The sequence below is a fragment of the Subsaxibacter sp. CAU 1640 genome (assembly GCF_023156585.1).
Lineage (GTDB): Bacteria > Bacteroidota > Bacteroidia > Flavobacteriales > Flavobacteriaceae > JBPOFM01.
Genome location: NZ_JALNMI010000005.1, coordinates 1 through 24,449 on the forward strand (window position 1 = coordinate 1; position 24,449 = coordinate 24,449).

General features: G+C 36.4%; 26 protein-coding genes and 2 tRNA genes. 14 read left to right on the forward strand and 14 right to left on the reverse strand.

Features of this window, described 5'->3' with window-relative positions; all coding sequences use genetic code 11:
* A partial coding sequence (locus tag M0G43_RS12275; protein ID WP_248026857.1) for a T9SS type B sorting domain-containing protein occupies nt 1–529 on the forward strand: 529 nt, incomplete at its 5' end.
* A gap of 107 nt (nt 530–636) precedes the next feature.
* On the opposite strand, the gene M0G43_RS12280 is transcribed toward M0G43_RS12275, so the two are convergent.
* Together M0G43_RS12280 and M0G43_RS12285 are read right to left on the reverse strand one after the other, a co-directional pair.
* A complete protein-coding gene (locus M0G43_RS12280; protein ID WP_248026859.1) occupies nt 637–2,145 on the reverse strand; it encodes an OmpP1/FadL family transporter in 1,509 nt (502 codons plus the stop codon).
* A 44-nt stretch (nt 2,146–2,189) separates the two neighbouring features.
* The gene (locus M0G43_RS12285) at nt 2,190–3,179 is read right to left on the reverse strand and encodes a hypothetical protein (RefSeq protein ID WP_248026861.1); all 990 of its coding nucleotides are present in this window, start codon (nt 3,177–3,179) and stop codon (nt 2,190–2,192) included.
* A 100-nt stretch (nt 3,180–3,279) separates the two neighbouring features.
* Between M0G43_RS12285 and proS the strand changes: the two genes are divergently transcribed.
* From proS to rpsT, 3 genes are all read left to right on the forward strand, one after another.
* Nucleotides 3,280–4,758, forward strand: coding sequence for a proline--tRNA ligase (gene proS, locus M0G43_RS12290; protein ID WP_248026862.1), 1,479 nt, complete (start codon nt 3,280–3,282; stop codon nt 4,756–4,758).
* Nucleotides 4,759–4,903: 145 nt separating this feature from the next.
* Nucleotides 4,904–4,975, forward strand: a tRNA-Glu gene (locus M0G43_RS12295).
* A 25-nt stretch (nt 4,976–5,000) separates the two neighbouring features.
* Nucleotides 5,001–5,252: a 30S ribosomal protein S20 gene (gene rpsT, locus M0G43_RS12300; protein WP_248026863.1), complete on the forward strand. Its 252-nt coding sequence runs from the start codon at nt 5,001–5,003 to the stop codon at nt 5,250–5,252.
* A gap of 126 nt (nt 5,253–5,378) precedes the next feature.
* Here rpsT and rho read toward each other — a convergent pair whose 3' ends face one another.
* Nucleotides 5,379–7,031 carry a transcription termination factor Rho gene (rho, locus tag M0G43_RS12305; protein WP_248026864.1) on the reverse strand — a complete coding sequence of 551 codons (1,653 nt, stop codon included), beginning with the start codon at nt 7,029–7,031 and terminating at the stop codon, nt 5,379–5,381.
* 223 nt (nt 7,032–7,254) lie between these two features.
* On the opposite strand from rho, the gene M0G43_RS12310 reads away from it, so the two are divergent.
* Entirely contained in the window at nt 7,255–7,665 is a 411-nt protein-coding gene (locus M0G43_RS12310) for a DUF4293 domain-containing protein (protein ID WP_248026865.1), read from the forward strand.
* A gap of 57 nt (nt 7,666–7,722) precedes the next feature.
* Here the strand turns inward: M0G43_RS12310 and M0G43_RS12315 are convergent, their stop codons facing one another.
* Complete coding sequence (locus M0G43_RS12315; protein WP_248026866.1) at nt 7,723–8,214, reverse strand: metallophosphoesterase family protein; 492 nt, start codon at nt 8,212–8,214, stop codon at nt 7,723–7,725.
* 110 nt (nt 8,215–8,324) lie between these two features.
* Here M0G43_RS12315 and truA point away from each other — a divergent pair, with 110 nt between their 5' ends.
* Nucleotides 8,325–9,074 carry a tRNA pseudouridine(38-40) synthase TruA gene (gene truA, locus M0G43_RS12320; protein WP_248026867.1) on the forward strand — a complete coding sequence of 250 codons (750 nt, stop codon included), beginning with the start codon at nt 8,325–8,327 and terminating at the stop codon, nt 9,072–9,074.
* Nucleotides 9,074–10,840, forward strand: coding sequence for an ABC transporter ATP-binding protein (locus tag M0G43_RS12325; protein ID WP_248026868.1), 1,767 nt, complete (start codon nt 9,074–9,076; stop codon nt 10,838–10,840). The genes truA and M0G43_RS12325 overlap by 1 nt, the downstream gene beginning before the upstream one ends.
* Here the strand turns inward: M0G43_RS12325 and M0G43_RS12330 are convergent.
* The 4 genes from M0G43_RS12330 to folP are packed head-to-tail and all read right to left on the reverse strand — an operon-like array spanning nt 10,837 to nt 13,959.
* The gene (locus M0G43_RS12330; protein WP_248026869.1) at nt 10,837–11,628 is read right to left on the reverse strand and encodes a DUF3667 domain-containing protein; all 792 of its coding nucleotides are present in this window, start codon (nt 11,626–11,628) and stop codon (nt 10,837–10,839) included. The two genes, M0G43_RS12325 and M0G43_RS12330, sit on opposite strands and share 4 nt — an antisense overlap.
* Complete coding sequence (gene cdaA, locus M0G43_RS12335) at nt 11,629–12,411, reverse strand: diadenylate cyclase CdaA (protein ID WP_248026870.1); 783 nt, start codon at nt 12,409–12,411, stop codon at nt 11,629–11,631.
* A gap of 35 nt (nt 12,412–12,446) precedes the next feature.
* Entirely contained in the window at nt 12,447–13,133 is a 687-nt protein-coding gene (locus M0G43_RS12340) for a hypothetical protein (RefSeq protein WP_248026871.1), read from the reverse strand.
* 4 nt (nt 13,134–13,137) lie between these two features.
* Nucleotides 13,138–13,959, reverse strand: a complete 822-nt coding sequence (folP, locus tag M0G43_RS12345; RefSeq protein ID WP_248026872.1) for a dihydropteroate synthase — start codon at nt 13,957–13,959, stop codon at nt 13,138–13,140.
* 179 nt (nt 13,960–14,138) lie between these two features.
* On the opposite strand from folP, the gene M0G43_RS12350 reads away from it, so the two are divergent.
* From M0G43_RS12350 to tpiA, 4 genes are all read left to right on the forward strand, one after another.
* Nucleotides 14,139–14,678 carry a DUF1599 domain-containing protein gene (locus tag M0G43_RS12350; RefSeq protein WP_248026873.1) on the forward strand — a complete coding sequence of 180 codons (540 nt, stop codon included), beginning with the start codon at nt 14,139–14,141 and terminating at the stop codon, nt 14,676–14,678.
* Nucleotides 14,679–14,681: 3 nt separating this feature from the next.
* Nucleotides 14,682–15,776: a BT_3928 family protein gene (locus tag M0G43_RS12355; protein ID WP_248026874.1), complete on the forward strand. Its 1,095-nt coding sequence runs from the start codon at nt 14,682–14,684 to the stop codon at nt 15,774–15,776.
* Between the two features lie 61 nt (nt 15,777–15,837).
* A complete protein-coding gene (locus M0G43_RS12360) occupies nt 15,838–16,914 on the forward strand; it encodes an ABC transporter permease (RefSeq protein ID WP_248027691.1) in 1,077 nt (358 codons plus the stop codon).
* A gap of 8 nt (nt 16,915–16,922) precedes the next feature.
* Nucleotides 16,923–17,672: a triose-phosphate isomerase gene (gene tpiA / locus M0G43_RS12365; RefSeq protein WP_248026876.1), complete on the forward strand. Its 750-nt coding sequence runs from the start codon at nt 16,923–16,925 to the stop codon at nt 17,670–17,672.
* Between the two features lie 6 nt (nt 17,673–17,678).
* Here the strand turns inward: tpiA and M0G43_RS12370 are convergent, their stop codons facing one another.
* On the reverse strand, nt 17,679–18,881 hold the full coding sequence (locus tag M0G43_RS12370) for a porin (RefSeq protein ID WP_248026878.1): 1,203 nt from the start codon (nt 18,879–18,881) through the stop codon (nt 17,679–17,681).
* Nucleotides 18,882–18,946: 65 nt separating this feature from the next.
* On the opposite strand from M0G43_RS12370, the gene prmA reads away from it, so the two are divergent.
* Both prmA and M0G43_RS12380 read left to right on the forward strand, forming a co-directional pair.
* Nucleotides 18,947–19,780, forward strand: coding sequence for a 50S ribosomal protein L11 methyltransferase (gene prmA / locus M0G43_RS12375; protein WP_248026879.1), 834 nt, complete (start codon nt 18,947–18,949; stop codon nt 19,778–19,780).
* Nucleotides 19,781–19,795: 15 nt separating this feature from the next.
* The gene (locus M0G43_RS12380) at nt 19,796–20,071 is read left to right on the forward strand and encodes an ATP-dependent Clp protease adaptor ClpS (protein WP_248026880.1); all 276 of its coding nucleotides are present in this window, start codon (nt 19,796–19,798) and stop codon (nt 20,069–20,071) included.
* A 65-nt stretch (nt 20,072–20,136) separates the two neighbouring features.
* Here M0G43_RS12380 and M0G43_RS12385 read toward each other — a convergent pair whose 3' ends face one another.
* From M0G43_RS12385 to M0G43_RS12405, 5 genes are all read right to left on the reverse strand, one after another.
* On the reverse strand, nt 20,137–21,543 hold the full coding sequence (locus tag M0G43_RS12385; RefSeq protein WP_248026881.1) for an MBL fold metallo-hydrolase: 1,407 nt from the start codon (nt 21,541–21,543) through the stop codon (nt 20,137–20,139).
* A gap of 70 nt (nt 21,544–21,613) precedes the next feature.
* Nucleotides 21,614–22,411, reverse strand: a complete 798-nt coding sequence (locus tag M0G43_RS12390; protein ID WP_248026882.1) for a sulfite exporter TauE/SafE family protein — start codon at nt 22,409–22,411, stop codon at nt 21,614–21,616.
* A complete protein-coding gene (locus M0G43_RS12395; RefSeq protein WP_248026883.1) occupies nt 22,412–22,825 on the reverse strand; it encodes a DUF6691 family protein in 414 nt (137 codons plus the stop codon).
* A gap of 3 nt (nt 22,826–22,828) precedes the next feature.
* On the reverse strand, nt 22,829–23,386 hold the full coding sequence (locus tag M0G43_RS12400) for a YeeE/YedE family protein (RefSeq protein WP_248026884.1): 558 nt from the start codon (nt 23,384–23,386) through the stop codon (nt 22,829–22,831).
* A 60-nt stretch (nt 23,387–23,446) separates the two neighbouring features.
* On the reverse strand, nt 23,447–24,082 hold the full coding sequence (locus tag M0G43_RS12405) for a Crp/Fnr family transcriptional regulator (RefSeq protein ID WP_248026886.1): 636 nt from the start codon (nt 24,080–24,082) through the stop codon (nt 23,447–23,449).
* 85 nt (nt 24,083–24,167) lie between these two features.
* On the opposite strand from M0G43_RS12405, the gene M0G43_RS12410 reads away from it, so the two are divergent.
* Nucleotides 24,168–24,241: transfer RNA gene (locus M0G43_RS12410), tRNA-Arg, on the forward strand.
* Nucleotides 24,242–24,449: the final 208 nt, after the last annotated feature.

Genomic DNA, 24,449 nt, shown 5'->3' on the forward strand with positions numbered 1-24,449 from the left:
TGTCACGGGCTGCGAGAACACTGACAGTGCGGAGGTGGTGATCAGTTCGCCACCGTCGGTGACGGCAGAGGTGGCCACACAAGCTTTTTCGGAAATCCACGTTATAATAGCGACGGCCGTGGGGGACGGTGAATATGAGTACAGTCTCGATGGTGGCCCGTGGCAGTCCAGCGGCACCTTCGAGGACGTTTCCTTTGGGGGGCACATTGTGACGGCCAGGGACGTTAACGGCTGCGGCCAGGCGGAGGTCCCGGTGACGGTGCTGGACTACCCGCACTTTTTCACCCCGAACGGCGACGGTCGCAACGAGACATGGAACATTGTCGGTTTTTCAGGCATGGCCGGCACAAAAATTTATATATTTGACAGGTTCGGCAAGCTGCTCAAGCAGATCAGCCCTTCGGGGACCGGCTGGGACGGGACCTACAACGGCAGCCCGATGCCATCGAGCGACTACTGGTTCACCGTGGAGTACACCGAGGACGGACAGCAGAAACAGTTCAGGGCTCATTTTACTTTAAAAAGATAAAAGATCTAGGTCCCATCGAAATAAAAAAGCTGAACCAATTTGGTTCAGCTTTTTTATTTTAAACTATTAAATTGTTTTTAAAAGTTTTCAATTAAAATTAGGATCTTTTATAAACTAAACCCTAATGTCAAAGTAATGTTGGAATTGTTAGTATCAATTGTAGCGGCATCAACTAATCCAACACTATAAAGCTGATTGTTTACAGTTCGGTCTGATTGATCATATGCTAAATCCAATTTTATATTTCCAAAATTATATCCTAATCCTAACGAGAAACCATTTAAATTTCCATAGAAATCTTCATTCTTGTATGGACTTTCTTCTAGACGATAGCCTCCTCTAAAACTAAATTCTTTATAACGATACTCACCTCCGACACGGTAAGTTGAAGCAACTTTAAGGTTATCTGAAATAATATTGTTTTGAGATGAAAAATAAATATCGGATGTAGGCCTAAACTTCATATTTCCAAAATCTTTTCTAGAATAATCGAAACTAATCAAACCTTGTTCACCAAATACATACGCTAAACTTCCAGTGATTTTACCGGGAGTTTGAAGTTTGTAATCAGGAAATACATTTACAATATTGGGATTGATTACAACAGTGTCAGCACCATCTCTAATGGTGGACAAATATTGGCTTGTTTCTTCGGAAATAGTATACCATATAGGTGAATCATATGCTAATCCTAATCGCAACTCACTTGTTATTTTGGCAATTGCTCCAAGTTGAAACGAGAAACCAGTACCGATGGTTGATAGATAATTATCAAAACGGACGTTAGAAACCATTGATCCCGTATTGGCATTAGATTCATTAAACACAGTTGAACGTTCATAATTAATAAAATGTGAATTCAAATTTAACCCTATATATAAATTATCTTTATATTGGGATGCGACATTAAATCCAAATTTTCCATTATAACCTGTAGCAACATAATTGTAGCGCTGATTAAAGGTTCCAGAAGCAATGTTAGATGAATACATTGTGTTTTCATCACTATCGTTTAAAGGTTCTAGTATATAAGATTCATATCCTAAAAAAGCTTGTTGATTTGAATAACCAAAGGCAGAACCTATTTCTGAATATGCCTCTGTGTAAGTCTCTCCTGGGAAAGCCGAAATTTCGTCTAATCTCAAACCTTGCGCATATCCTAAAAAATAACTGTCTATAGACCTAGTGTTCACTCCAGAGGCAAACCAATTATCTTCATAACTAGCTGTTTTGTCATAAGCTACGCTCAACACAAACTTTTTCCAATTTGAATTTTCATTGTTATTGTTGAAAACAAATGCAGCACCTGTTTGATTTAAATCGATTTTCGATTCTGATGAAGAGTTAAAGCCGTTAAAAAAACTAACATCATTATTAATGTTTAAGCTAGAAAGCGAAATGGAAGCATGGCTACTGTTGAATACTGCCGAACCAGCAGGATTGATACTTACTGCCGACATATCTCCTCCAAGTGCTCCAAACGCACCGCTCATACCTCTAAATCTAGCTGTACCCTGAACTTCATCTAGAGAATATCTTACGGCATCACTTATGTCTTGAGCCATAATATTTGACATAGATAGAACACCTATGAATAGTAAACTGAACTTTTTCATATTATTTTTTTTAATTTGGAATAGCTTCTTGTCGATATAATGGATTATCCTCCTCTTCGTGAAGATCCACCTGAACTTCGTCCGCCGCCACCGCTTGATGATCTAGAAGGACTTGAACTTCGAACAGTAGGCGAGCTAGTAGAACGACTTGGTGTATTCATTCTTGTCATGGAACGTGTGCTTCTGGACGGTGAATTTACTCGAGTATTAGAACGATTGGTATTCATCCTTGTTGTAGATCTACCATTTGAATTATTTACTCTGGTATTTGATCTTCTAATGCTATTTGCTGGATTATATCGTGTTGTACTTGAACTACTCACAGTAGAATTGTTTCGTCTCGTTGTACTGCGAGCATTGTTATTTCGGTAATTACTACTTCTGCCGTAATAATCTACTGTGCCTCTACGTCCCGAATGATAAGCAACGCCTCTATTGTAGTAATGACCATAATACGGATTATTGTAATAGCCATAATAGTATGGATGATAGAAACCTCCATAGAATCCATATCCATAAAAAGGTGTGTTCCATCCGAAACCAGCATTCCAACCCCAATAGTTGTTCCAGCCCCAGTTATTCCATCCGTAATAACCCCAGTTGTTCCATCCCCAAGGTCTATACCAACCATAGCCGTAACCCCAATTGTTCCAGCCCCAGTCGTTGTTGTAAACATTTATCGTAACATTGTCAGAATCTTGTCCCCAGCCAGCATAACTTTCTTCATACTCAACCTCGCCAGTGGCTTCGTTGTAAGTTCCTTCATAATCATCAATATCTGTAAAAATGACATTGTCGTCTTGGGCAATGTTTGCATACTTTTGAGATTTTTCTGCAAAGTAACCTTTATAATAGGTATTATCGCTGGTTGAAGGCTCTGTTTCATCTATAGTAACAGTTTCATTTGAAGAACTGTAAATACCATCATTATCATAACCAACGTATTGGTACGATCCACAAGAAGCCAACACAAACAGCGAGCTCAAAGCAAGATAGAATGGCAATTTCGATTTTAGGTAAGTTTTAAATTGCATATCTCTTTAATTTTATTGTTGAACATTACAAAAATAGTTAGTTTTGCGCAACTATTTTTTTATTTAACATAAGCACAACTTTTGTGCCAAAATACTGACAATGAGTAAAAATCTTACATCTCGTGCGGAAGATTATTCAAAATGGTACAACGAGTTAGTTGTAAAGGCTGATTTAGCAGAGAATTCAGCAGTGAGAGGTTGTATGGTAATTAAGCCGTATGGATACGCTATTTGGGAAAAAATGCAAGCGGAACTTGACAAAATGTTTAAAGAAACGGGTCATCAAAACGCATATTTTCCTCTTTTTGTTCCAAAAAGTTTGTTTGAGGCTGAAGAGAAAAATGCAGAAGGTTTTGCAAAAGAATGTGCGGTAGTTACTCATTACAGATTACAAAATGATCCAGAAAATTCGGGGAAATTAAGAGTTGACCCTGATGCAAAATTAGAAGAAGAATTAGTAGTAAGGCCAACGAGTGAAGCAATTATTTGGAGTACTTATAAAAATTGGATTCAGAGCTATAGAGATTTGCCAATATTGATAAACCAGTGGGCCAATGTGGTACGCTGGGAAATGAGAACACGTTTATTCTTGCGCACTGCAGAGTTTTTGTGGCAAGAAGGTCATACGGCTCATGCCACTAAAGCGGAAGCTATTACAGAGGCAGAGCAAATGAATGATGTCTATGCTGAATTTGCAGAAAATTTTATGGCAATTCCTGTCATTAAAGGTGTCAAAACAGAAAGTGAAAGATTCGCAGGAGCAGTTGAGACCTACTGTATTGAAGCATTAATGCAAGACGGTAAGGCTCTTCAGGCGGGAACATCTCACTTTTTAGGGCAAAATTTCGCAAAGGCCTTTGATGTGAAATTCACCAATAATGAAGGTAAATTAGATTATGTTTGGGCTACATCTTGGGGAGTTTCTACGAGATTGATGGGAGCGTTGGTTATGACGCACAGCGATGATCATGGTCTAGTTTTACCTCCTAATTTGGCACCAATACAAGTGGTCATTGTGCCCATACATAAAACCGATGAGCAATTGGAAGAAATTTCAAATTTAGCTAAAAATCTTATGGAAGATTTCAAGGCTAGAGGCATATCGTGTAAGTTCGACCATAGGACTACGCATCGTCCTGGAGCAAAATTTGCACAATATGAGTTGCAAGGTGTTCCTGTGCGAGTAGCTATCGGTCCTAAAGATTTAGAAAACAAAACTGTGGAGCTTGCCAGAAGGGATACTCTCACTAAAGAGACTGTGAATGTTGAAGATTTGGTTAAAACTGTGACTCTTTTAATGAGTGAGATCCAAGAGTCATTGTTTAAGAAAGCGAAGGATTTTAGAGATTCTCATATCACTGAAGTCAATGATTTTGATGAATTTAAAAAAGTATTGGAAACCAAAACGGGTTTTGTGTCAGCACATTGGGATGGCTCTTCTGAAACGGAGCAAAAGATAAAAGAATTGACTAAAGCAACTATTAGATGTGTCCCTCTGGATGCTAAAAATGAGAGCGGAATCTGTGTGTTTTCTGGTGAACCTTCGAGTAGAAGAGTACTGTTTGCGAAGGCTTATTAAAAAAATCAAAAAAAAATTGTTTAGGTATTGCAACATTTAAAAATAGTTGTATTTTTGCATCCGCATTGAAACAATTGCACGTTCATTTAAAATGTTTCTGGAGTCACTGGTAAACAACCCAAACTTCAAATGTAATAACTCAAATGGCCCGTTCGTCTATCGGCTAGGACGCCAGGTTTTCATCCTGGTAAGAGGGGTTCGATTCCCCTACGGGCTACATATTAAAAGAAAGTAATAAAATAATGGCAAATCATAAGTCAGCATTAAAAAGAATTAGAAGTAACGAGGCAAAACGTTTGACCAACAGGTACAAGCATAAAACTACTCGTAATGCTATCAAAAAATTACGTGAGACAACAGACGCTAAAGAAGCACAAAAAATGCTTGGTGATGTTGTATCTATGATTGATAAATTGGCGAAGAAAAATATCATTCATAACAATAAGGCTGCTAACTTAAAGTCTGGTTTGACAAAGCATGTAGCTTCTTTGTAAGAAGAATTGAAATAATATTGAGAAAGGTCTTTTCATTGAAAAGACCTTTTTTTTTGACTTTACTCAAAAATAAACCCCTTGAAAATGTTCTTTCAAGGGGTTTGTCTTTTCAGAATCTATTTTTAATTATCCATTCATTGATAATAAAAACTCTTCGTTGTTCCTGGTCTTTTTAACTCTGTCATTGATGAATTCCATGGCTTCAACAGGATTCATATCTGCCAAATACTTGCGCATTACCCACATTCTTTGAATAGTGGCATCATCCAAAAGTAAATCATCTCTTCTTGTACTTGAAGATGTAAGGTCAATGGCTGGGAAGATACGACGATTGGATATTTTTCTATCCAACTGAAGCTCCATGTTACCAGTACCTTTGAATTCTTCAAAAATAACTTCATCCATTTTTGAACCTGTTTCTGTCAACGCTGTGGCAATAATGGTCAATGAACCACCATTTTCAATATTTCTAGCAGCACCGAAGAAACGTTTAGGTTTGTGAAGCGCGTTTGCATCTACACCACCACTTAAAATTTTACCTGATGCAGGCTGAACTGTATTGTAAGCTCTTGCCAAACGGGTGATGGAATCTAATAGGATCACAACATCATGTCCGCATTCAACCAATCTTTTCGCCTTTTCTAAAACTATATTTGCAATTTTTACGTGTTCATGTGCTTCTTTGTCGAAAGTTGAAGCAATAACTTCACCACGTACGTTTCTTTGCATATCAGTTACCTCTTCAGGACGCTCATCGATCAACAAAATCATTTGGTAAACTTCTGGATGATTGGCAGCAATAGCATTTGCAACATCTTTCAACAACATGGTTTTACCAGTTTTTGGTTGCGATACAATCATACCACGTTGTCCTTTTCCTATTGGAGAAAACAAATCCATAATTCTAGTGGAAATGGTGCTTTGCTTTTCTGCAATATTGAATTTTTCTTGAGGAAATAATGGTGTCAAGTGTTCAAATGATACTCTGTCTCTTACCACGTCTGGACTTTGACCATTGATTTTACTCACTTTAATCAATGGAAAATATTTTTCACCTTCTTTAGGAGGTCTTACATGACCGAGAACTGTGTCTCCAGTTTTAAGGCCAAATAATCTAATTTGGGATTGTGATACATAAATATCATCAGGTGATGATAAATAGTTATAGTCGGACGAACGTAAAAATCCATAACCATCCTGCATAATATCTAATACGCCTTCACTTTGTATGATTGCATCAAACTCAAAATCTGGTTCTCTGTAACGGTTTCTGGTATCCTTATTACCATTATTGCCGCTATTGTCGTTCACATTGCCATCTTTTTCTTTCGAACGCTGATTGTTAGGTTTGTTTGAATTGTCTTTCTGGCGTTGGTTAGACTTGTTCTGTTGTTTTTCGTTTTGTTTGTGTTGAGTTTTTTGCTCATTTTTATCAGACGAAGTTTCTGTAGATTTTTTCTCGTCTTTGGAGTCGTTTTTAGAATCACTAAACTCCATTTTTTGTTGCTCTTTAGAGTGTGTGACTGGTTTTTTGATGCGTTCTCTTTTCTTTTTTTGTCGAGGGTTTGATGATGAAGAAGTATCAGAAGAACTTCTCGCAGGTGTTTCCTCTTTAAGAACCTCTTTTTTTACGGCTTCAGGATTTGCTGCCTGAACATCCAATATTTTGTAAACCAAATCAAGTTTTTTAAGCGTACGATATTTTGGTACATTCAATTTTTGAGCTATATCCTGTAAATCGGAAAGCTTTGTTTCTTTTAATTGCGAAATTTCAAACATGTATGTTTATAGAATAGTTATTTTAAACTGAAATTGGCTCTAATCTGAACTTTTCAAATATAAACTGAAAGATAAGGGTAAAACCAAGAAAATTTTTGAAGATTAGACGCTGTGTAACGTTCTGATGCACACATTGTCTATGCAATAATACAATTTTATTTTAAAAATTGACATAACTTTTAAAAAGAAACTGTTAATTTTGTCGTTAAATTTTTGAAAAACGATGTTACAACGCATACAAACAGTGTATTTGTTACTTGCTGCCATAAGTTCTGGAGGGCTTATTTTTGTGTTCCATTTATGGACAACTAATGCAGATGCAATGGTTTATGCAAAAGATAATATGTATTATTTGGCTTTGTTTTTAGGTTCTGCAGCATTATCTTTGATTTCGATTTTTGGATATAAAAATAGAAAGTCGCAATTCGTATTGAATCGGCTTAATATCATATTGAACTTTATTTTATTAGGATTATTTGTGTATCAATCCCTAAACTTATCTGGAGAAGCTGACGTTTCGGAGAAAGGTATTGGGATCGTTCTTCCTGCTTTGTCTATCGTGTTGTTGGTTTTGGCCAACAAGGCCATAAAAAAGGATGAAGATCTTGTAAAATCTGTGGATAGATTACGATAAACCCTATTAACTTAATTTTATTAGTGCGTAAGCCCAAGGTGAAGATCTTGGGCTTTTTTATTTTTTGAATTCAATTACCTCCAAGTTTTCGATTTTTTTACTGTCAATAGTAAATCGCAACATAGTTCTGACTTGTTGAAATCCGTGTTTACCGACAGCTCCAGGATTCATGTGTAATAGATTTAAATTTTTGTCTGGCATCACTTTTAAAATGTGTGAATGACCACAAATAAACAATCTTGGAGGATTTTCATAAAGCATTTCCCTTACCTTTATATTGTATTTTCCAGGGTAACCTCCAATATGAGTCATCAACACATCTACCTCTTCACAAAAAAAACGATTGTGTTCAGGAAATTCAACTCTGGCCTTGGCATCATCAATATTGCCATAAACTGCCCTCAAAGGTTTTAATCTTTTGATTGCATCAGTCACTTTCAAATCTCCTATATCTCCAGCATGCCATACTTCATCGGCTTGTTTGACATATTTTAAGATATCATCATCTATATAACTGTGCGTGTCGGAAAGGAGAAGAATTTTTTTCAAAATTGAAATTTTATGAGGCCACTCAATTAAAAATTTGTTAATAAAGAATCGTTAATCGTCAATCGCAAATAACTGACTATCTTTGCCACTTACAAAAATAAACCTTTGCATTGAGATATTTTATCGAGTTTTCATATAACGGAAAGGAGTATCATGGCTGGCAAAACCAGCCTAACGCTATTTCTGTGCAACGGGTCTTGGAGGAAGCATTGTCAAAGTTGTTGCGAACCAAAATTAGTGTCATGGGAGCAGGTAGAACTGATGCAGGCGTACATGCCTCACAGATGTTTGCTCATTTTGATATTGAAGATTCATTTGATGTTGAGTCAATCGTTTTCAAATTGAATTGTTTTCTGCCAAAGAATATTGCAATTCATAATATATTCAGGGTAAATGACAAGGCACACGCTCGCTTTAATGCTACAAGCCGGACCTATCATTATAAAATTGCAACAAAGAAAAATGTATTTACATACGATTTGGCATATCACATTTATTTTTCTTTAGACGTTGACAAAATGAATGCGGCATGCAAAATTTTATTTGACTATAACGATTTTCAATGCTTTTCCAAAAGTAATACAGATGTAAAAACGTATCATTGTACTATCAAAGAGGCATTTTGGAAACTTGATGAAAATCAATTGATTTTTAAAATTACAGCTGATAGATTTTTGCGAAATATGGTAAGGGCAATTGTTGGTACCATGATAGAAATAGGGCTGGGAAAAATTGAAGTGGAACAGTTGCACAACATTATAAAATCAAAAAGTAGGAGTGAAGCCGGTTATTCGGTTCCTGCAAATGGGTTATACCTAACAAATATTGTATATCCAGAAAAAATTAAACAAATCAATTGATGTCAACAAAGACCAAAGACATATATGATGCAAAGCTGTTCAAACGCTTGTTGCAATATATCAAACCTTATAAACTGGTTTTTTATAGCACCTTGGCGTTTGTTGTAGGTTTGGCGGCTTTTGGAGTCTGGAGACCTAAAGTGCTGCAAGAAGCGATTGATACCAAAATGGCATTGCAAGAATATGATGGTTTTTTGTACTACATTATTCTGATGGTAGTTCTACTTGTTCTGGAAGTAGTTTGCAATCTTCTCTTTATTTATTATGCCACTTGGTTGGGACAATCAGTTGTAAAAGACGTTAGGGTCAAATTGTTCAAACACATCATGTCTTTTAAAATGAAGTATTTTGATAATTCTTCTGTGGGTGTTTTGGTGACAAGAACCGTGACAGATATGGAACGTATTGCTGATGTTTTTGGCGATGGATTGTTCATGATTTTTAGTGATTTGTTGAAAATGATTGCCATTTCTGGAATGATGCTTTATATGAATTGGTCTTTGGCACTGATTGTTTTCATCACAATGCCTGTCATATTATATGCGACCAATATTTTTCAGAAGTATATGAAAATGGCTTTTGAAGATGTTCGAAATGAAGTTTCAAACCTTAATTCATTTGTGCAAGAGCGAGTAACAGGAATGAAAATACTTCAATTGTTTGCTCGTGAAGAAACCGAATATCAAAATTTTAAGAAAATCAACGAACGTCATAAAAAAGGCTGGCTCAAAACCGTTTGGTACAATTCGATTTTCTTCCCAATTGCTGAATTTTTATCATCCATCACTTTAGGTCTTGTGGTTTGGTATGGTGGCTTGAATGCCGTTTTGGATGACACGGCATCACTTGGTGAATTGACAGCCTTTATCATGATGATACCAATGTTGTTTAGACCTTTGAACCAAATTGCCAATAAATTCAATACACTTCAAATGGGAATGGTAGCAGCAAACCGTGTCTTCAAAGTGCTGGATACCGATTCTCATATCGATGATGCAGGAACTATTGAAGCGCCACAGTTTAGAGGCGATATTTCATTTAAGGATGTTCATTTTTCTTATATTGAAAATGAGGAAGTTCTGAAAGGTATTTCGTTTAAAGTGGAATCAGGTCAAACTGTTGCCATTGTTGGTGCCACTGGAGCAGGAAAATCTACGATCATCAATCTTTTGAATCGATTTTATGATATTCAAAATGGAAGTATTCTAATTGATGACATCAACATCAAGGACATGACTTTAAGGTCTTTGAGGGCGCAAATTGCGGTGGTTTTACAAGACGTGTTTTTATTTGCAGACACAATTCTTAACAATATCACCTTGAATAATAAGGACATTTCAGAAGAAGAAGTGCATCAAGCCGCAAAAGATATTGGAATACATGATTTTATCATGAGTTTGCCAAATGGTTATCACTACAATGTGAAAGAGCGAGGCGTAATGCTTTCATCAGGTCAGCGCCAACTTATATCGTTCTTAAGGGCTTATGTTACCAATCCAAGTATCTTGGTTCTGGATGAAGCTACATCTTCAGTCGATTCTTATTCAGAGCAATTGATTCAAGATGCTACTGATAAAATTACGAAAGGAAGGACTTCCATAGTCATCGCACATCGATTGGCCACAATCAAAAAAGCAGATAATATCATTGTGATGGATGCTGGAAAAATTGTTGAGCAAGGCACACACAAAGAATTGCTCAAGAAAAATGATGGTTATTACCGAAATCTATATGAAGTGCAGTTTATGAAAGAGGAAGCGGTTTAAGTTTGTTTTGCTGCTCGTTGTGCTTCAATCATGGTATCCAAATTTCCATTCAAATACCAGACTACAAACATTATTATTCCAACAATAAACCAAAAAACAAGCATTAATGCCAAAAAAATGAGAGTTCTCAAGATCATATTTGAAAGATTTAAGTCATATAATCTTTTAAGGCAGAATGCGGAATATAAAATCATCAGTCCGACAAAGGCAAAGCTAATTAGCCCAACATTCCAGTTTAACCACATGATAGGAATCATTAAGACAGATGACGTAAGGGAGAGTTGCGCTTGTATGTACATGAACACAACCAATAACTCTGTATAATTATATTTCTTTAGTCCGAGAAATGTAATTCTAGCTAAAATAGCATAGAACGGAACATAAAGCATCATAAAAATTGAGTTATATTCCTGAAGAATCGAAACCCATTCTTTTTGCATTTCTTCTTGACCGTTTGCAGCATACATTGAATAATCCATTATGTCAGGAAAAAATTTTCTTTGGACAAAAACATAAAGTCCAGTGATTGTAACAGCTAATGCAAAATAACTAATGACATCAACATATTTTTTTCGAGTTCCATTTATATAACTGTCAATGACATCTTCAGGTTTCTTGAAAAGATTTATAAATGTCTGAAAGAACTTGTTGTCGTAATTAAAAAATGTTTCACTGAAATGAGCAAAAAGATTACCCATCGTCAATCGATTTCGAATTACTCTTCCACCGCAGGAATAGCAATAATCACTATCTTCTAAAAGGTCGGTTTTACAGTTTTTACAATTCATTTAAGTCAAAGCTTTCGAAATCAATTTCAATAACTCGTCAGTGTCTTTATACATTACGAACTCACCATTTACGATGTATGAAATTTGACCAGTTTCTTCACTTACTACCAAAGCCAAAGCATCTGTTTTTTCTGTAATACCTATGGCAGCTCTGTGACGCAAACCGAACCGTTGAGGAATGGTACTTTCATTATTAACAGGAAGAATGACACGTGTAGCCTTTACAGTGTTGTTGGCGATAATTATAGCACCATCGTGCAATGGACTGTTTTTAAAAAAGATGCTTTCGATAATAGGTTGGGTCACTGTGATACTCATTTCATCTCCAGTTCCTGTCAAGAAATCTAGATTGTTGTTACGTTCCAATACAATCAGCGCACCTGTATTGGTCGAGCTCATTTTTTCACAAGCTGCCACAATTGCGGAAATATCTGTTTCGGTATTATTTTCGGTTTTGAGGAATTTCATCTTACTGAAAAATCTTCTTTGTCCACTTAAATTTGTTGAACCGACCATCAACAGAAATTTCCTGATTTCAGGTTGAAAAACCACAATCAGCGCGATAATCCCAACCTTCATAAATCCGTCAAATATGTTATGTAGCATAAACATATTGAGCAGATCGGTCACTTTCCAAATGACATAAATAACTATGATTCCGATGAAAATATTGACAGCCACTGTGCCTTTGACCAGCTTATAAACATAATATAGAAGAATGGCAACGAGAAAGACGTCGATAAAATCGATGATGCCAAAATCCCAAAATTTGAGTTTATCCAAGGTTGTGTGCTTTGTGTAAATTTAACAAAATATAGTTAATCGAAAATATACTCATCATTGGATATGATGGCGTGTTTCAATTTTATTTTTGAAAGCAGGGATTTATAGTCGATATAATCCTGAAACGTTAAATCTTGATTGAATTTTAAGTAAATGACTCCCATGATTTTATTCTGTATAGAATCCATGTATTTCAATCTGCTGGAAAATTCAGATTTGACAATTGCCTCTGAATTGATACTGATGGAATCATTTGACTTAAACAAAATACTTAAGATGTGATTTGTTTCCGAAGGTAAAGTTTCATAAAACCCTTGGCTTTCGACAATACTTTCATCAATACCATCGTGATAGGTGATGTCTGTAAAATCTATAAAGCCAAGATTTTTAATGGACGTGTCATTACAAGTATAGTAGTTTTTGGTATTTTCGTTTTTGTGCATTTCTGCATTTCTCTTCTTTTCCTGTAGCGTTATTATGGATGGAATGGCTTGCCTTAATGTCAGCCGTTTGTCCACATTCACAAGCCAGTTGGTAGAAATGATAAGGTTTTTTCGATTTAATTCTACACTGTCTTTTTCAGCTTCATTATAGAAAATATAGGCAGAAGATACATCTCTAACATCATGAATACTGGTTTGGTCAATTTCCGGAAGTTGAACAGATTTCTCCTTGCCGCAGGAGAGGAAGAGTAATATAAAAACTGGAAAAATGTATTTCATTGGTTTATTGTAAATGATCTATCAACTTAACACATTCCACGGCTTCCTTCACATCGTGTACCCTTAAAATAGATGCTCCTTTTTGCAAGGCCACAGTATTTAAAACCGATGTGCCATTCAGCGCTTCATCAGCTGATGAGTCGAGTGTTTTGTATATCATTGATTTTCTGGAAAGACCAATCAACATAGGTTTTTCAAGAATTTTTAAAAGCTCTAATTTACTTAAAAGTTCAAAATTCTGTGTTATGTTTTTTGCAAAGCCAAATCCTGGGTCGATGATGACGTCTATAATTCCATAGCTTCTCGCAGCTGCAATTCGCTCTGAAAAATAATAAATGATATCTTTCACCAAATTGCCATAATTGGTAAGGCTTTGCATAGTTTGAGGATTACCTTTCATATGCATCATTACGTAGGGAACACGCAGATTGGCAATAGTTTGCAACATAATGTCATCGAGCTTTCCGGCTGAAATATCATTGACCATACAAGCTCCTGTCTCGACACAACGTTTGGCAACCTCGCTTCGGAAAGTGTCCACGGAAATCAATGTCTCTGGAAATGCATTCAAAATCAATTCTACAATTGGAATAATACGTTGCAATTCTTCTGTTTCGCTAACGTCTTTGGCATTTGGCCTTGAACTGTAAGCGCCAACGTCGATAAAAGTAGCGCCTTCTGACAGCATTTTTTCCACTTGGTTGAGAGCGATGGATTCATCTTGATATTTTCCACCATCATAAAATGAATCAGGTGTAAGATTGAGAATTCCCATCACTTTGGGTGTGGATAGGTCAATGAGTTGTCCTTTGCAGTTGATTGTCATAAGTTTGATTCCTAATTCGGGATTTTGAGTTCAAGATTTAGATTGACATAAATAATTCTCAAAAACTATATGCATAGAAATTCTTGAAAATTTTAGTGTTGTTACTATAGAAAACTTTGAACTCTGAACTTTGAACTTTAAACTTTTTAGGCGAAATTTACGCAAAATTAAATTTTTAAATGTCGAATACGTCAAAACAATACGATGCTGTCATAGAAATATGCAGAACACTTTTCATTAATAAAATGTCTGATTATGGCAGCGCTTGGCGAATATTAAGGCTTCCTTCTTTAACAGATCAAATTTTCATCAAAGCCCAACGTATACGTGGATTGCAAGAAAATAGTGAAAGAAAAGTGGATGAAGACGAAAGCAGTGAATTTATAGGAATTATCAATTATTCCATAATGGCGCTCATTCAACTGGAAAGAGGTGTTGTGGAGCAACCAGATTTGAAAGTTGACGAAGCGACCAAATTATATGATGAAAAGGTTGCCTTGACCAAAAAATTGATGATGGACAAAAACCACGATTATGGCGAGGCTTGGCGTGATATGCGTGTCAGTTCGTTGACAGATTTGATTTTACAGAAGGTTTTGCGAGTCAAGCAAATTGAAGATAATAAAGGCAAAACGTTGGTAAGCGAAGGAATCGACGCTAATTATCAGGATATGATTAATTATGCAGTCTTTGCAATGATACATTTAACAGAAAATTAGAAAATGAAATACATAGTAAACATCGCAAGAATATTAGTCGGAGTACTTTTCATCATTTCGGGATGGATAAAGTTGAATGATCCGCTCGGATTTTCATACAAGCTTCAGGAATATTTTGGGACTGACGTTCTGAATTTGCCATTTTTGGAGCCTTATGCTTTGGGCATTTCGATCTTTGTAGTCGTGTTCGAAGTAGTTTTGGGCGTGTTTCTATTGATAGGTTATAAACCAAAATTCACTATTTGGAGCTTACTTGCGATGATTGTGTTTTTCACTTTCCTGACATTTTATTCTGCATATTTTGATAAAGTAAAAGATTGTGGCTGTTTTGGTGATGCCTTAAAGTTGACACCTTGGGAAAGCTTTACGAAAGACGTCATCTTATTGGTTCTGATTTTGATAATCTTCTTCGGAATCAAACATATCAAACCGATTTTTAGCAAATTTGGAGTAACACTCGTGGCGCTTTTAAGCTTTGTTTTAAGTCTTTGGTTTGGCTATCACGTCTTGATGCATTTGCCGACTGTAGATTTTAGAGCGTACAAAATTGGCAACAATATTCAAGAGCAAATGAGTACGCCTGCTGATGCTCCAAAACCATTGATTGAATATTATTATACATTCAATGTCAATGGGAAAGAAGAAACTTATACAGTCACAAGTGGTTATCCGGAAGTTGATGGCGAACTGGTAAAAGTGGACTCCAAAATTATTGATGAAGGTTACGTTCCGCCTATTCAGGATTTTTCAATCGAGTCTGATGATGAGAATTTAACGGATTATTTTCTGGAAGAGCCAAAATTGGTAATGGTAGTAATGTACGATTTGTCCAAAGCCGAATGGGAAGGTGTAGAAAAATTGAAAGCAATGTCCGAACAAGCGATGAAGAAAGGTTATAAAGTGATCGGATTGACCTCCTCAGGAAGCGAAGCAAAAGCAAATTTCAAAGCAGCTCATCAACTTGATTTCGATTTTTATCTATGTGATGAAAAAGTGCTCAAGACCATTGTTCGTGCCAATCCAGGTGTTGTGGTGTTGAATAAAGGTACAGTGAAGCAAAAGGTACATTGGAACGACATTGATGATCTAAAATTTTAGGTTGGGAGAATACCCAATCGTTGAGGATTTGAGTCCCATTTTCAAATTAAATGATAAATAACTGATAAAATATCTCCTAAATAAAATATTTTATGCCGCACTTACTTTGTTTGGTGTTGTAACAGTTATTTTCTTTTTGTTCAATGTTTTACCAGGCGACCCAGCGCAGATGATGCTAGGTCAGAATGAAGACAGTGCACAGTTAAAAATTGTGAAGCAGAAATATGGTTTCGATAAACCTATTAGCACACAATATTTTTATTATTTGAATGATTTGTCGCCACTTTCTTTTCACTCAACAAATGCTTCAGATTATACTTTTTTGAGCGAAGATAAATATTCAGCAGCGAAATTATTCACTATCGGAAACACCACAACGGTTTTAAAATTTCCGTATTTGCGTGAATCCTTTACAAAACAAGGTAAAAAAGTTTCGCAGGTCATTGGTGAAACACTTCCCAATACATTTGTGTTGGCAGTATCAGCCATATTGATTGCCATATTTACAGGAATCGTTCTAGGAATTGTTTCAGCATTATTCAAAGACCATTGGATAGATAAGTTGATTCAGGTGGTCAGTACAATTGGTATGAGCGTACCATCCTTTTTCAGTGCCATTTTGTTTGCTTGGTTTTTTGGTTTTGTGTTGCACGAATATACCAATCTTGAAATGACAGGAAGTTTGTATGAACTGGATGATTTCGGCGAAAAGATGCATATTCAATTGAAAAATTTGATACTTCCGGCTATTGTTTTAGGAATTCGTCCATTGGCTGTAGTGATTCAATTGATGCGAAATTCATTGTTGGAAGTATTCAATCAAGATTACATTCGAACAGCAAGAGCAAAAGGTTTGAGTGAGTTTCAAATCATAAGAAGACACGCGCTTAAAAATGCATTGAATCCAGTGGTTACGGCTATTTCTGGATGGTTTGCTTCAATGTTGGCAGGTGCTGTGTTTGTTGAGTATATTTTCGGTTGGAATGGACTCGGAAAGGAAATTGTAAATGCATTGAATACACTAGATTTACCAGTGATTATGGGTTCTGTTTTAATCATAGCTTTAATCTTCATAATTATCAATATTTTTGTAGATATCATATATGTTTGGTTAGATCCAAAAGTTAAACTTCAATAAAATAAATAATGAGAGCACAGATAGTAGCAGGAAATTGGAAAATGAACAATGATTTGGCAATGACCGAAACGTTGATTACAGAATTGAAAAATCAAAAGAAAACATCAGATGCCGAAGTGATGATTGCACCAACTTTCACCAATCTTTGGGCAGCTTTTCAAGCATTGCGCCAATTTCCAATTGAAGTGATTGCACAAAATATGCATTTTGCAGAAAATGGAGCTTATACTGGCGAAGTAAGTGCTGAAATGTTGAAAAGTGTAGGAGTACAAACGGTTATTTTGGGCCACAGTGAGAGAAGAGCCTATTTTAATGAAACTGATGAACTATTGGCAAAAAAAGTGGATACTGCTTTAAAAAACGAAATGAGAGTGATTTTTTGTGTTGGTGAAGAATTGAACGATAGAAAATCGGACAATCACGAAAATGTGGTTGAAAACCAAATAAAAAATGCCTTATTCCATCTAGATGCAAACGCTTATGAAAACATCGTTTTGGCCTATGAACCGGTTTGGGCAATTGGTACCGGTGAAACTGCCACGCCCGAACAAGCACAGGAAATGCACGCATTCATCAGGAAAACCCTTTCCAATAAATATAGCAATGATGTTTCTGATAAAGTCTCCATTTTGTATGGTGGCAGTGTGAAACCTAACAATGCCAAGGAAATTTTCTCAAAACCAGATGTCGATGGCGGATTGATTGGTGGTGCATCACTTAATGCAAATGACTTTTTTGCGATAGTAAACGCTATTTGATGAGGCTTAAATTCCTATTTCAACCTGAAATCTAACGTACCAATTTTCGCGATTCGAGCTATCAAAATAGTTTAAATCAGTTTTAGTGACTTCTGCCTGAAGTTTCAAGGAATGTTCCCAAATATATTTGGTAAGTCCTAAAGAATACTGATTGGTTTGTGGCGTAAGTCTTTCAATGTCTTCGTGCGGTTTTTGGTGCGAAAATCTACCAATCACTTCATAATTGTTATCAAAAAGATAGCTCAACTGTGCATCATAACCATCACCAACATAAGCAAAGCGTTGTTCCGCAGCGTCTTCTGGATTTATGGTAATCGGGTTATCGGTCATTCGGTTCATATAAGCTGTTTGAAATGCCCAACCATCATATTTAAAAACGGCATCAAGCAACAGCGATTTTAAATCCCGGCGTTCAAACAAATCATTGCCAAGTGTTCCTTGCGTTCGCCTCGCCTTTTCATTGTAATGATAAGAGCCCGAAAACATTACTTTTGGTTTGTCCTCACGTTTCAAATCACCTTCAAAAAGGGTTCCATTGCTTTTAAAAGCGCCCAATGGGAACAGTTCCAAACGTCCTGTAAAAGCCAATCCGTTATCTGGCTCTCTGGTCCAATTTCGACCTTCGCCAGTGCTGACAGCTGTTTTTACATTGTATGAAAAATTGTTTTGCAGTTCATTGAGGTAATATACCTGAAGTCCAAAATCTCTGTCAATATTAAAACGCGCATTGTTGATACTTCTATCGGTTAGCTGCAAAGCTCCGGAAGAGTTGATACGTTGACGGTTTCCTGGCAATTTTGTCTGTCCAAAACCAATGTTCCAATGTTCGTTAGGTCTATAAAAAACAATCGCATCACGTATGATGTTGAGGTTTTCACCATCTTCAATCGCACCAACATCTCCAGGAGAAAACGATAATTGGATAACATAAATGATTTTCGGGTCACCTACGTAGCCATCAAAACGCAAACGTAATCTTCGAATCAGTGCTTCATAAGCTGGGTCTTCATCTTCATTGTTGAGGTACGTCAATCGGTTTTGCATTCTAAAACGAATGTTCAATTGAAAAATACTATCAGGAGACGTAATACCAAGACCTTTTCCGTAGCTATAATAAGGTAAAGCGGAAAGTCTAATGTCGTTGTTATCTTGGGCATTCGATATTAGGCAAAAGAAGATGCCCAAACAACTGAAAATAATTTTCTTCATCCGATTTATTTTGACGCCAAAAGTACTAACTAAATTAATGATTAGTAAATTTGCAAAAAAAATTAATGGTCGAAATATATATAGGTTATCAATTTAAGGTGAATCCGTTGCAGCCAGCCGTTGAAATTCTTATTGCTGAATTGGGCTATGCCGGATTTGAGAGTTTTGTTGAAACTGAAGATGGCGTAACAGCGTACATTCAAAAAAATGAATGGAACACTGATATTTTGAAAGATATCGATATACTTAAATCCGAAGAATTTCAAATTTCTTATACGTTTGAAGAAATCGAACAAACCAATTGGAATGAAGAATGGGAAAAAAACTTCAATCCGATAATTGTAGATGATGTATGTTCGGTTAGGGCACCATTTCATCCAAAACCAGATACAAAGTACGATATCGTGATTGAACCTAAAATGAGTTTTGGTACAGGTCATCACGAAACAACGCACCTGATGATTCAGCATATTTTGAAGAATGATTTTACCAACAAATCTGTCTTGGATATGGGTTGTGGTACAGGTGTTTTGGCAATTTTGGCCGAAATGAAAGGCGCAAAACCTATTGATGCCATTGATTATGACAATTGGTGTTATGTGAACAGTCTTGAGAATGTTGAGAGAAATAACTGCAAACATATCACCGTTTTGGAAGGCGATGCCGCGTTATTGGATGGAAGGTCTTATGATATAATTATCGCGAACATCAACCGAAATATCCTGTTGAATGATATGGCTACTTACGTAAAATCATTGAATCAAAATGGGATGCTCTTTTTGAGCGGTTTTTATAATGATGATATTCCGATTATTGAAGCCGAATGCAATAAACACAACCTGAAACTCGTTGAAAGTTTGGAAAAAAATAATTGGGTTGCCCTAAAATTTGTAAATTAGTATAAAGTTTTGAAAATGAGTACCAGAGAAAAACTACAAGAAGACCTACTTGTCGATACCTTGGAACAACAGCTTAATGAGATTGTGTTGTATAATGATGATGTGAATACTTTTGACCACGTTATCGACACCTTGATTTACGCCTGTGACCATACACCAGAACAAGCCGAACAATGTTCAATTTTAGTGCATTATAAAGGAAAGTGTACGGTGAAAACTGGTGAATATGATGATTTAAAACCTCGCTGCACAATGCTTCTGGAAGCAGGTTTGAGTGCGGAAATAGTGTAAAATAATCAGACCTGACAGGTTTTCAAAACCTGTCAGGTCTTTCTAGGATTTTTGGAGAGTATCATTTACAATGTCGAAGGACACACAAAATCAGTCGTCTTCAAATCCGTTTTCTTAATGGCACCAAATCCGCCCGCAATGTCCACCAAGTTATTAAATCCTCTCGCCTTTAAAATCGATGCTGCAATCACCGAACGGTAACCACCAGCGCAATGCACGTAATAGGTTTTGTCTTTATCCACCTGATTCATATTTTGGTTGATGAAATCCAAAGCAAAATGTTGCGCATCTTCAAGATGAGAAGAAGTATATTCACCATCTTTTCTCACATCAAGAATATTTAATTCCTGTTTCTTTGCTCGATTGGCGAATTCATCAGCAGAGATAGATTCTAACGTTCCAATCTCTTTTCCAGCCGCTTTCCAAGCTTCTAGTCCCCCTTCCAAATAACCGAGCGTATTGTCATAACCTACACGTGATAACCGTGTCACAGCTTCTTCGCTTTTTCCTTCAGGAACCACCAAAATTATAGGTTGTTTCAAATCAGTAATCAGCGCTCCAACCCAAGGCGCAAATTGACCATTCAACCCAATAAATATCGAATTTGGAATATGTGCTTTCACAAAATCTTCCTGCGAACGAACATCCAGAACCAAAGCCTCTTCGTGATTGGCCATAGCTTCAAAATCTTCTGGATTTAAAGGCACATTTCCTGTTTTCAAAACCTGCTCAAAAGAATCGTATCCCGTTTTGTTCATCATCGCATTCTTTGCAAAATATTGAGGTGGAGGAGGCATTCCATCCAAAACTTCTTTCACAAATTCCTCTTTTGTCATATCTTCTCGAAGAGCATAATTGGTTTTCTTTTGGTCGCCAATAGTTCCGACGGTTTCTTTACTCAAATTTTTCCCGCAGGCCGAACCTGCTCCGTGTGCAGGATACACAATGACATCATCAGCCAATGGCATAATTTTATTACGAAGGGAATCATATAACATTGCAGCCAAATCTTCTTTGGTCAAATCAGATTTAATAGCCAAATCAGGTCTTCCTACATCACCCAAAAACAACGTATCTCCTGAAAAAATAGCGTGATTTTTACCATTTTCATCAATCAATAAATAAGTTGTGGATTCCAAAGTATGACCTGGTGTGTGCAATGCTTTAATGGTTATTTTTCCCAATTGGAATTCTTCACCATCGGTTGCCGAATGAATATCATACGATGTTTCAGCTCCTGGACCGTAAACGATAGTTGCTCCTGTCTTTTTTGCTAAATCAATATGTCCTGAAACAAAATCGGCGTGAAAATGCGTTTCAAACACATATTTAATTTTGGCATTTTCTGAATTTGCTTTATCGATATAAGGCTGAATTTCCCTCAAAGGGTCAATGATGGCAACTTCACCTTCAGATTCGATGTAGTATGCGCCTTGAGCAAGGCATCCTGTATATATTTGTTCTATTTTCATAGGTGTGAATTTTTGATATTCAAAGATACAAATTATTGATTTTTTGCTTTGTGACTTTTATCACATTTCTCTATAGCAATTCTCGAAAAATGATATAGATAGCGACCAAGAGAGTAAACCATCCAAATCCGCGTTTGAGTTTTTTGCCACTGACAAATTTTGAGACATAAACGCCAACAATGATTCCCAAAATTGAAATAAATGTAAATATCAATAAAAATGTCCAGTGGATATTATTATGGCGTAAATCGCCCGTAAAGCCTATCAACGAATTAAGAGCAATAATGAATAGGGAAGTGCCAATGGCTTTCTTCATAGGGAGCTTTGCCAATAAAACCAGAGCAGGAATAATCAAAAAACCGCCACCTGCACCGATGATTCCTGTCAGCAAACCTACTCCAATTCCTATCATCATAAGATATGGAATGTTGATAGTGGAAGGTGTTTTAATGTCTGTCAAATCCTTCTTCGACCGAATCATTGAAAATGAAGCCAATATCATAATGATTGCGAAGAAAGACATTATGAAAATGTCCTTTGTCACTTCAAAACCATTGATACTGAAAACCGTGTTAGGAATAGCTGGAACTAAATAACGACGGGTTAGGTATACCGTTGTGAAGGCAGGAATTGAAAAAACAATAGCCGTTTTAACGTCTACCAATTGTTTTCTAAAATTCTTGAATGCTCCGATGGTTGAGGTACATCCAACCACAAAAAGCGAATAGGCAGTTGCTGTTACAGGATTGATGCCAATCAAGTATACCATAACAGGAACAGTTATGATGGAACCACCACCTCCTGAAAGTCCAAGAACTAGACCTGTGATAAAAGCTCCTAAATAGCCTAAAATTTCAGTAATTTCCATTTAATGAGGTAGTTTGTCTTTCAGAACGCCATACACATAGGTTCCTAAAATGGCAGCCAAAATCACTATGAGCATAGAAAACACACCTGTTCCCACCAAGATATACATTGGTCCAGGACAAGCGCCAGACAATGCCCAGCCAAGTCCAAATAGCGTACCGCCCAGAATGTAACGTGTCAGTCCTTTTTCTTTTGAAGGAACATTTATAATCGAACCTTCTATATTTTTTACTTTGAATTGTTTCGAAAGCAATAATAGCAAAATACCTGTTCCTATGGCAGTTCCAATAATTCCGTACATATGAAAGGATTCAAATTTGAACATTTCATAAATCCTATACCAAGACACAGCTTCCGACTTTACCAGTACAATTCCGAAAACAATTCCTACGATTAAAAACTTAAAGTATTTCATTTTTTAGAAAATTAAAGGAAACAAAAGGTGTATCATAATCAATCCGCCAAGAAAAAAGCCAATAATGGCAATCAAGGATGGTCGTTGCAAACTGCTCAAGCCTGTAATGGCGTGGCCTGACGTGCAACCTCCAGCGTAGCGTGTTCCGAAGCCTACCAAAAATCCGCCAATGATTAAGATGGCAAGACCTTTAAGACTTAAAACAGCATCCCAACTATAGATTTCTGAAGGCAACAAAGATTTACCTGCATTTTCAAAACCAAACTGGGAAAGTTCTTCAACTGTCTTCGGATTCAAATCGATATCAGAAGGATTGGATAACAGAAAATGCGCAATGAATCCACCGATAACCGCTCCCAAAACCACCATTAAATTCCATCGTTGTGATTTCCAATCAAAATTGAAAAACTCGGTTTTTTTTCCAGCGCCAGCAATGGTGCAAAACGTGCGAAGATTGGACGACATACCAAATGTTTTCCCAAAATAAATAAGAGTAAACATAATAATGGCAATCAATGGACCCGAAACATACCAAGGCCAAGGGTTTAAAATAAATTCCATAAAATTGATAATTTAATGCAAAAGTAAGATGATGAAATTAGTTAAGTGTCACAATTGTTACTAAAAGTCCAATAGTTCTATTTTATTTCGGCTCAACTTTATTTTCTGTTCGTTCTCCAGTTGTTTTAATAGTCTTGAAACCACAACTCTAGAGGTATGCAAGTCTTCGGCAATATCTTGATGCGTTTTAGGGATAATGATGCTTGAGTTAAGTTTTGCTTGGTCTTTCAAATACTTATAAAGTCGTTCATCCATTTTAAGAAAAGCAAGCGTATCGATAGTTTCAAGCATTTCATTAAATCGAATTTGATAGCTTTGAAGGATGAAGTTTCTCCAGCTTTCATTAGAGTGAAACCATTCTTGCATTTTTTGAGTGGAAATCATCACAATAATTGAATCTTTGTCGGCAACAGCTCTAATCTTGCTTTTTGATTTTGCCATACAACACGTAAGTGACATTGCGCACGTATCTCCGCTTTCCAATACATATAGTAGCAGCTCATTACCATCCTCATCTTCTCGTAGCACTTTTATATTACCTTCAATCAATAAAGGAATGCTGGTTAGGTCTTGCCCAATGTCTACAATAATGTCATTCGTATTGAATGTGTGTGGAGTACCATATTTTGATAAGTTATCAATCATAAACTCATCAATTTGATAGTTGAAAGGCTGCAAGAGTTCTTTAGATACCATACTTCAAAAGTAAACATTTAGAAATTTGAAATAAATTGTTTGGTAGATTTTTAATTAATGTAGTATATTTGCATCCCATTAAAAAGGCCTCGTGGCGCAACTGAATAGCGCACTTGATTACGGCTCAAGAGGTTACAGGTTTGAATCCTGTCGAGGTCACGAATAAATCACGCAATAAGAAAAAACGCCAAGCTTGCTTGAGCGTTTTTTTTTGTGTGATTTTCAAACCGGAGTTAATGCTTTTTACAAGCTGTCTGAACTGCCCAACCCCAAGTTTACTTATGCTTCACAAGAAACTCAATGTGTATCATTTATGAAGCTGTATTTATCCTTTAAATTTTCTTACACTATTTTAAACCTTCCACGA